A 7,135-nucleotide genomic window follows, 5' to 3' on the forward strand; every position below is an offset into this window, starting at 1 on the left:
TTTAAGAATTAAAATTCAATAGTTACTGTTCCGGTAATAGTTCTGATATCGGAAGGATATTTTGGAGTATCCGATCCGTTTAATGTACCACTCTCAACTGTACGGGTCTCTGGATCTGGCCCTGAGTATTTTGTAAGAGTAAATAAATTTCTGCCTACAACACCACATTTAATATTGTTAATAAATGAAATGCCCCACATCTGCAATTGTTGTTTGTTAATATTGTAATTTAACGACATTTCTCTCATTTTCAAAAAAGTGGCATCTTCTGTGAATGAAGCTCTCGAGTGTTGGTTAAGATAGCTCATTGGTTTTTTTCGTTCCCATGGACGTTCCGACATATCCCAAAAAGCTGCATTTCTTCCTGCGAAAGACATGTATACTTTTGTATTATTATATAACACTCCGCCTTGTTGCCATGAAAGTGTAAAGTAAAACATCCAATTTTTGTAATTCAGGATATTCATTAAATTAACATTAAAGTCAGGCAGCATATTTCCAATAAACTCATTCTGTGAGGTAGCACCGTTTTCGTTTAACACCGACATTTTAGCTTCATCCCTGGTGCCTATAAGGTCTTTCCGAACAACATACCCGTAGTTGTTAATTGTAAAAACATCTTCTACCGATTGCCCCGGTTTTATTAATGGACTCGTCTTTACCTGATCAAGAGAAGTTGCAAATTTACTTGAGTAGAGGTTCCCGTACTTCTCATTAGATGCTACTTTGGTGTAACCGATCGTAAAATCAGGTCGCCCCAGCTCTCCTACATACTCGGTTAGCTTGTCCCAGGTCAGGGTGGCATCCCATCTCCAGCCCTTCCTTTTCAGAAGGTTCGCATTAAGAGAGACTTCATGACTGTGTACAAAGAACTCTCCTATATTTATATTTTGAAATTGGAATCCTGTAACGCCGGAAACTGTCATCACGTAAGGCAGGTCTGTGTTCCTTTTGTTCGAATACGTATAGGACAAGTCAAATTGATTCAAAAATCGCATATCTACACCGACTTCAAGTTCTTGTGATAGTGCAGGTTTAAGTTTTTTGTTTCCTAGTTGAGCCCCTCCATATAAAGTACCGTTGCTAAGTGAAAATGTTTCGTACTTAGCTCCATAACTTGGTAGTATTCCAGCTGTGCCATATGATATCCTAGGCTTAAGCATTTGGAAATAGGGGATTATAAAGTCTCCGGTTACATTCCATGCGCCAGAAATCCGGTAGTATGTTTGCCACATGTTATCATCTCCAATTACGGAGGCCCCGTCTCTTCTCACCAAGCCATCAATAATGTATTTTCCTTTATAATCGAGGTTCCCGACAGCTGTATAACTATTGGACACAATACGACTTCCCCAAGATGAGTGATCCCTTGTTTCTGGATCTGCCAGTTCAAGAGAAGTATTGTTCATCCCCGAAACGGCAAGCTTGGAACCGTTTCCCCACAGACCCTCCGACTTCGAATCTTCATATAAATATTGAAGCTTTAATGTGGTTGTTAGTTCGCTAAAAGTTTTCGTAAGAAGGCCGCTTACTTCAAGATTATGCTTGAATGTATTTCCGGATCCTTTGTAGACATAACCGTCGTCGCGAATGCTGCCGTCAGGATAATTAACTAACAGCCGTCCCTTTGGGATCAAGTCTTCATCCTGATAGTGGAAATAATCCAGATTATAATTAACATTGAATGTTGACCACATAGTTGGCATGTACCTAATCCCGTAACTCCCTAAAAAACGGTTTGCTGTCCCACGTTGAATTTTGTTGTTTATGTCGTACAATGGGTTTATATTGTTACGAGTGGATACAATATTCGGATTAACTTTATATGGAGTACCATCCAGGTTGTTTGCAAAAAAATTTGCATTTGGATCAGCATAATAGATATCATCGAAATTTATTGAACGCCGATCGTTAATTGTCCTTACATAAAGATTTGACAAGTTGAGCGATACTGTATTAGAAATTTTGTTGTCAAGGTTGACTCTGAAGCTGTGTCGTTTTACTCCATCCAAATCGCGAACGATGCCCGGATTATGAGTGTATTGAATTGAGGTATAATAATTCATATCTCCGTCTCTTGATCGGCTTGTTATGCCTGCTGTAGTTGAGTTAAAAATGCGGGGAATAAAGAAATCGTCATATGAATTATGAGTCATTTTGTATTTGTTGTCCCAGATTTGGTCTTCATCCAGTACTCCTCGTGTAGGTTCTCCATTTTCATCAACCAAATTACCATGAGCTGTCGATCTTGATGGTAAAAATCCAATCCAGTTAGCTCCGATCTCACTTTTTAGAGAGACTCTGGAAATCCCACTTTCCAAGTTCCCTCCTCTTTTCGTAATAATATTCACGACACCACCTGCAGCTTTTGAACCGTAAAATGATGCAGCTGCAGCTCCTTTGATCACCTCTATACTTTCAACATCTTCCATATTGATATCTTTCAGTACGCCAGATGTTATAATGCCATCAATTATAATTAATGGTTGAGATGTTCCTGTAAAAGATGTTGTGCCACGTAACTGAATGATCGGTTCGTCCATTGGGTTTCCGGTTGTAGAAAAAACTTTTATTCCAGGCATTTTCCCAGATAGAGTTGAAGCAACATTAAGTCCAGGTACCTCCTTTACAACCTCGTTACTTACTTTTTCAACTGTAAAGGACAGCTTTTCTTTTGAAGTGCCTTTTGCTACACCCGTAACAACAATTTCATCAAGGATTTTTGTATCTTCCTCCAATACAATCTCGACATAAGATCTGTTTTTTGTGTCGAAATCAATATCTTTAAAACCGATATACGAGATTTTTAAAACAGCATTATCATTTACCTCTAATAAAAAGTTTCCGTCAATATCGGTTACCGTTCCATTGGATGTGCCGGCTTCAATAATATTTGCACCGATAATTGGCTCTTTTCTTGAGTCTGTTACTTTGCCTGTGATCCGCTTTTTATTTTGCTGAATAGTTGATTTTTCAATAGCAAAATTATTTAATCCGGTATTTATTTCAATCAGTAAAATATTATGGGAGCTCCCGAACAAGGCAACAGAGCTTAAAAAGGCAACTAGCAATAACGATATTCTTTTTTTTGCTTTTTTTATTATATGACCGGAAAATGCAATGGTCATATTGTCACTTTGTGTATTAATGTTATTCATATTGTCATATTAATTTAATTTCATTTGATTAATCTCGAAATATTTGGCAGATTTAAATTTATAAATTGCTGATTAGACCCACAAATAGGGTTACCTGATTTAAAATTTACAGTTTTAAAATGGGATGTTTGAACTTATTATCTTCATAGGCAAATATGTTTATAAATAAAAAATAAATACCTTAAACAGGTGAAAAGTATTTTGAGACATTGATAATCAAATAGAATGAATAGTCAATCCAAAGATGGACAAATTAAAGTGTTAAGGATTGAAATATTGTTCCAATTAAATGCAAAATTGTGTCAAAATAAGGTTAACAATTATTCCGGGGAGGATTAAAAGTCCTTAGGCGAAACTCCAAACTGTTTAAAAAAGCACTTCGAAAAATAGTTCGGTGAACTAAAACCTACCATATATGCAATTTCGCTGATTTGATATTGTTTTTCTTTTATCAGCTCAGCTGCTTTTTTAAGCCTTATGAGCATAATAAAATCATTTGGAGAAAGTTCGGATACATTTTTGACTTTCCTATAGAGAGTTGATCGGCTGACAGCCATTTCCTCAGCTAGTTTGTCAATATTCAGATCAGGTTCATCAAGGTTATCATGAATAATAGCAATTAGTCTTTGTAAGAAATCCTCATCTGCTTTTGAGTGAGTAATGCTTTGATAAGCAAGTTCGGGTGAGTTCCTGAACATTTCCTGCATTTTTCTTCGGCTCTCCAGCAGGTTCTCAATTCTGGCCAGAAGATAATCGGTAGAGTACGGTTTCTCAATATATTCGTCTGCACCACAATTAATCCCTTCAATTTTGGATTCCAAATTGGTTCTGGCAGTTAATAGGATGACCGGTATATGACTATACTTAATGTTCTCCTTCATTGTTTTGCAAAATTCCAATCCATCCATTATAGGCATCATTATATCACAAATTACTATATCTACATTTTCCTTATCCAAAATGTCTAGAGCCTCCATTCCGTTTTTACACTGCAATACATGATATTTTTTTATCAAATGTTTATAGAGAAGATGCTGAAACTCCTCGTTATCTTCCACAGTGAGAATTGTTGGTGTAGCACTTGGCTTTTGACTTTTCAGCAAGGCTATTTGTGAGGATTCTGTTTTTTCGAATTGATCCTCTTCATCGTGAATATTTATACTTTGTTCCTGCTTAATTGGAAGAGTCATCACAAAGATTGTCTTTCCCATTTTAGAGTTATCACAACAGATCGTTCCCTTATGCAGCTCCACCAGCGACTTTACAAACGCAAGGCCCAAACCTGTTCCCTGGATGTTTTTGTTCAATTTAAATAAAGGTTCAAATATTTTTTCGACGTATTCGTCAGGAATTACATCACCATCATTTTCAATTTTTATTTCAAAGTATTTTTCATTGCACCTTAAACCCAGCTCTATGACTGTATGAGAATGTTTTAACGCATTTGAGAATAAATTACTTAATATTTTCGTTAAGACTTCCCTGTCAACATCGGCATAAAGGCTCTTGATTGAATAGAGTGTGTTAAATGTAATTTTTTTGGATTCAAAACTCGGCTTGAATCTATTAATTGTTTCGTTTACAATATTTATGATATCGGCTTTTGCAAAATTTAATCTGAGAACCTGTGATTCCGTCTTCCTAAAATCCATTAATTCATTCACCAGCTTCAACAATCTGTTGACATTTCGTTGGATAATTGTAAGATTTTCCAGATAGGGACTTTGCCGGTCGATATTTTTAATAACATCTTCCAATGGGATCTTAATCAGGCTTAAAGGAGTTCTTATCTCGTGTGTAATATGTGTAAAGAATTCAATTTTTGCAGTATATAGTTCCTTCTCCTTGGTGTTTTCAAGTTCTTTGAGTACCCTTGCATTACGGCGTTTAGCTTTTCTAACAATGTTGCGTATGCTATAATACAGGATGGCACCTGCTATTGCAAGATAGAGTAAGTACGCCCATACTGTCTGGTACCATGGTGGTAAAATATTGATAGACAGGGATACGCCTGTTTCGTTCCAGATTCCGTCACTGTTAGCTCCTTTTACTTTAAATGTATAACTTCCCGGTGATAAATCTGTATAATTTACCTGATGGGCCTGGTAGCCAAAAATCCAGTCGTTATCACGTCCCTCTAATTTATATGCGTAAATATTACCTTTAGGATAGACGTAGCTAAGGGCGGCAAAGCCAATGCTAAATACTGAAGAATTATATGGGATGTTGATGCTATTGCTATGTGTGATAGAGTTTATTAATGGAGACTCTTCGTCATTTAAAGAAACTTCTTTATTTTGAATTTGGAAACTGGTCAGAACTAGCGGTGGAATGTATTCATTAATGCCCAAATCACATGGATTAAATGCCACAAAGCCTTTAACGCCTCCAAAGTATATTTTACCGTTATGATCTTTAAATCCGGACTTGTAATTGAACTGATCTCCCAATAGTCCGTTCGAATGTGTATAAATTATAACATCCAAGCTCTCAGGATCAAGCCTGAAAATCCCCTTGTTTGTGCTGCCCCAAATATACCCTTTCGGATCCTCTATCAGCTTGTAGATAACATCGTTGGGTAAGCCTGTGTTAGAAGTAATTAAAGTAGAAAAGGAGTTTGACTCTCTGTTGAAGACTCCAATACCTGCCCCTTCCGTACCTATCCATAATCTGTTTTTTTTATCTTGTAACAGGCAAATAATTGATTTTCCGGTATCCTCGTCTTGTGTTTCAGATGCTGATAAATAGTGATGCCATACTTCTGAGAATCTGTCGTATGAGAAAACTCCATTGCCAATTGTGGCAAACCATAGAGTGCCTCTATAGTCTTCAAGTATATCGTTAACCTGGTTTTTTATGATTTCCTCCTTAATTCTCCTAAAGTCGTCTGTCTGCTCATTGTAGTATTGCAAGCCGGTCGATGACCCGATCCATATTCTTCCTGAGGTATCCTTATAAATTGAATAAATATTATCATCTTTTATCGAGTAGTCTGACACACCGTTTTTATACGAATCCACCTCTTGAGTTTCTAGATTCATAACATGAAGACCATCAGAAAATGTTCCTACCCATAATCTGTCTTCATCGCATAACAGGGAATGAATATTTCCTGATGTTATCGGGCTTTTAGTGAACTCTATAGTTATTGGGTTAAATTTATTAAGTCCGGCATCTTCTGTCCCGATCCAAATGTTTTTCTTTTTGTCTTCACAAAACTCACTGATACTTTTCCCACTTATTGAGTTTTTACCAGGTTTCGGATAGTATTTTTCAAACTGTGTGAAAGAGTTATGGAAATAGCTGACCCCACCAAAAAAAGTACCAACCCATACCCCTCCTTCTTTATCCTGGTAAAGACTGTGAATTGCGTTGTCGGATAATGAATAAGGATTATTATGACTATGTTTAAGATTAACAAAATCATTTGTTCTTAAATCATAGATAAATACACCTTCCTCAGTACCGATCCACAGTTCCTGATTGTCAGTTTTTATCATACACCGTACAAAGAGAGGTGAATTGTCCTGTCCCTTCTCCAAAAACGGAGTAAATTTTTCGGTATGCAAATCGAACCGTTGTACACCCTTATTGACCGTCCCGACCAACAGATAGCTGGAGCTAAATGACAAAATGGTATTAATATCGTTCTCTGAAATCTTATTCCTTTTCTCATCTATCAGAAACTCCTTCACTTGAGCAGATGCCGGGTTAATTTTAAGCAATCCCCGCCCATAGGTCGCCACCCATACGTTGCCATCCACATCAAAATCAAATTTTCGTACGTTTGTATTCTTCAACCGATATATTTTAAGTTCTTTTTCATTGCTCAAACAATATATACCCTTGTCTTGTACACCTATCCAAATATTCCCTTTCCCATCTCTTTTTAAATCCCTGACTGCGCCCTCCACCTTTTCCCCGTCAGTCGTTTTCATATCGAAACGGAAAAATTTTTCACACATTGGATCGTAAAT

At 36.8% G+C, this 7,135-nt stretch carries 2 protein-coding genes; both read right to left on the reverse strand.

Features of this window, described 5'->3' with window-relative positions; genetic code table 11:
* Positions 1-8: 8 nt before the first annotated feature.
* Positions 9-3,158 carry a SusC/RagA family TonB-linked outer membrane protein gene (locus B3B27_RS02175; RefSeq protein ID WP_286833747.1) on the reverse strand — a complete coding sequence of 1,050 codons (3,150 nt, stop codon included), beginning with the start codon at positions 3,156-3,158 and terminating at the stop codon, positions 9-11.
* 335 nt (positions 3,159-3,493) lie between these two features.
* Positions 3,494-7,096: a hybrid sensor histidine kinase/response regulator gene (locus B3B27_RS02180; protein WP_286846773.1), complete on the reverse strand. Its 3,603-nt coding sequence runs from the start codon at positions 7,094-7,096 to the stop codon at positions 3,494-3,496.
* Positions 7,097-7,135: the final 39 nt, after the last annotated feature.

Origin of the sequence: Proteiniphilum sp. UBA5463 (assembly GCF_002427225.1) — a bacterium.
In the GTDB taxonomy this organism is placed as follows: Bacteria; Bacteroidota; Bacteroidia; order Bacteroidales; family Dysgonomonadaceae; genus Proteiniphilum; species Proteiniphilum propionicum.

Excerpts from the sequence above, each read along its gene's own strand:
- B3B27_RS02175 (WP_286833747.1), bottom strand. The coding sequence starts at position 3,158 with ATGAATAACATTAATACACAAAGTGACAATATGACCATTGCATTTTCC.
- B3B27_RS02180 (WP_286846773.1), bottom strand. The coding sequence starts at position 7,096 with ATGAAAACGACTGACGGGGAAAAGGTGGAGGGCGCAGTCAGGGATTTA.